A 2,623-nucleotide genomic window follows, 5' to 3' on the forward strand; every position below is an offset into this window, starting at 1 on the left:
GATTGGCATCTTTAAGATGAGTGGGAACTTCTGCAACATTTTCAATTTCTACTGCGGCTAAAGCGTCAAAAAAACCCATCAGGCTATTGGACTTTGGTGCAGTTGCTCCCATAAAGTACTGCCTGCGCCAAATGATAACGTCCTGACGGCATTCCCACGCGATCAAAGGCTTCGGCACAAGCATTTATAACGACAACTGCTTGTGGGTCAGCTAATCCGACATCAACGCTAGCAAGAATTAACATCCGACGGAAAATGAAACGTGGGTCTTCACCGGCATAAACCATTTTGGCTAGCCAGTAGAGTGCTGCATCTGGGTCAGAACCTCGTAAGCTCTTGATAAAAGCACTGATGGTATCAAAATGGGCATAAAAAATTTAATAAATTATACGCTGGCACTAATGCACAACTGGGCGTCTTTAGAGCTAGGATGTTGATTAGACCTTCTCTTTAGCTGGCGTTGCAATACCGCGCTTAACTAGACCCGCTTCAAGTTCCTTAATAAATCTTAAGTCTTCCTCCAACAGAGGCTGGTTTTCGTTAGAAGAAGATTCCTGACTGACAGAGGGATTTTTCTCAAGGAAAGCAAATGCTTGCCGAAATTGACGCGGATTTGCTTTCATTTGCGAGTCAAAGTGAGAGGGAATAATCTGCTGAAAATCCCACATTGCAACTTTATCAGCCCAGTTGAGGACTTGTCTTGGCGCTTGGGGAAGAATAAGGATTTGCAGAATCGGTGCGACAAATGGCCTTCCCTGACCTCGTAAAGCATCGAATGCCTGCTTCCAAGTTTCTTGCCAGCGAAAAGGAAATAAACCAAAATAGGTTTTTAGCGTTCGCTGTGGTGCTTTGAGAGCATCACGAAACATCTGCCCGATTGGAGCAACTTCCAGCGCACTAGGACGCAAGTAAAGTGCAAACAATGAAATGCGTTGCCATCCCTTGCGACGGTTATCTTCATTGTCCTCGATGACCTCCAAGGCATTGTCTCTTGCATGAAACAGTAATGGATAAGGATCTAATTGAACGATTTCCGGCGGGTCAACTGGAACAGAAATTATAGAATCAGTTACAAGCAGAGTGCGCGTCTGCTTGTGAAACACTGCAACTTCTACAAAAGAACCTCGTCCCAGGTTGATGTCCAATATTGCATAGTCAAACTCATAAGCGAAGGGAGCAAGGCTTGAGTCGTCTGGAAGTTCTTGAGTTCGCTTTTGGGGAAAGCCTAGCCAACTAAGGGGCAGGTTGAACGGGAAACTCCACTGGTGCGGCGCAACAAAGACTTGTGCTTGAGGGAAACGTCTGGAAAAGGGGCCAACGAAGACTTTATGCTCCAGACCAGAACTGGTTGGCAGTAGGATGTACTTAACTTCACCGTGCTTTGCTACCAACTCATTAACCAAGCGGACACACTCAGTTGTTGGAGCAACGGGTGCATAGACCAGAAGCCCTCCAGCAGCGAGCTTGACGATAGTCATGCGAATTGGCACGATGGTGTAGAGAATGCCATGAAGCTGATCGAATGTCCAGATAGTGTCCTCAACTATTTCCTTGCGAAGCGTCCGCCGTCTGCCGTAGGGGTAGAGTGGCACAGCAGCCCAGAATGGCCATGACCAGTCTTTTGGGTCGGTCAAAGGATACATCCCTTGATCAAGTAGTTCTACCCTCGACTTAGATCCAAGTGAGTTCATCGTCGTCCCATTCACTTTGTGCTTCTTTACAATTTCTAATATTAAGTGAGTTTTTAGCGGAAGCACACGTTAAGTTAATTTAATTGATAAATGGTTTTCGAGCTTTTTGGATTTGTTTCTAATCATGATAATTTAAAAATCTTTTACGAATCCAAGAAGCTCAACAGGAGTACATACTAGACTTGTTGGGTAATTATCTCAAAAATCCTTGAAATCTGCTTGTAGTAAACTTTTTAGTAATTTCTGACCAAAATTATTGAAATCTAGACTCCTTAAGCCTTTCAGCGATTTTAGTCCCGACTTTCCGGCAACTCTACTATTTAGATGCCTCAAAATCACGATATTTTTGCCAGAATTGTGCATTTATTTAGGTGGGTCAACTCATCAAACGCTACTTTTCCCCTGAGCTATTAAGAATACAGCACAGTTAACATATAATAATTTACCTCCATCAAGAAATAAACTATGCCCAAGACTTGGAATATTAAGATAGATAACTATATTCAAGCCAACCCCAACTGCATCATCGCCACTGCCCATGTAGACACCTTCCCAACAGACCTCCCCCTAGAACCGAACATCAGGGAACCAAACCGCAAAAGCGCCACCTACAGACAAGTCTTCGACTCACTGACTACTCAACCCGAAAAGTTCTTCTCCCGTCACAGTGGAATCGTTCTGTCAGCCAATAAAGTTAAACCAAGCAAAACCTCACTCGAACTAGAAATTTTAGAAGCTAATGAGGGAGGTAGTGATGGGATTATCAACGGAGGGCATACAGTTTTAGCATTTGAGCAAGCGAAAACCTACAAATACGACCTAACTCAAGCTAGGGTAAAAGTTACCATCCACATCGGACTCTCGGAAGACGAGGCTAAGAGGGTGTTTGAAAAGTTTTGAGGGGTCAAATTTTATGCCAATCGCCTCACCAT

The 2,623-nt window shown here is 44.0% G+C and carries 2 protein-coding genes and 1 pseudogene; 1 reads left to right on the top strand and 2 read right to left on the bottom strand.

Annotated features, from left to right (window positions below; translation table 11 throughout):
* Positions 1-83: 83 nt before the first annotated feature.
* On the bottom strand, positions 84-287 hold the full coding sequence (locus HWQ38_RS01135) for a hypothetical protein (RefSeq protein ID WP_292789348.1): 204 nt from the start codon (positions 285-287) through the stop codon (positions 84-86).
* Positions 288-437: 150 nt separating this feature from the next.
* The gene (locus tag HWQ38_RS01140) at positions 438-1,643 is read right to left on the bottom strand and encodes a DUF4336 domain-containing protein (RefSeq protein WP_292789354.1); all 1,206 of its coding nucleotides are present in this window, start codon (positions 1,641-1,643) and stop codon (positions 438-440) included.
* Positions 1,644-2,156: 513 nt separating this feature from the next.
* On the opposite strand from HWQ38_RS01140, the pseudogene HWQ38_RS01145 reads away from it, so the two are divergent.
* A pseudogene (locus tag HWQ38_RS01145) lies at positions 2,157-2,570 on the top strand (AIPR family protein); the annotation flags it as partial.
* Positions 2,571-2,623: the final 53 nt, after the last annotated feature.

Source organism: Nostoc sp. NMS7 (assembly GCF_017115085.1).
Taxonomy (GTDB): Bacteria; Cyanobacteriota; Cyanobacteriia; order Cyanobacteriales; family Nostocaceae; genus Nostoc.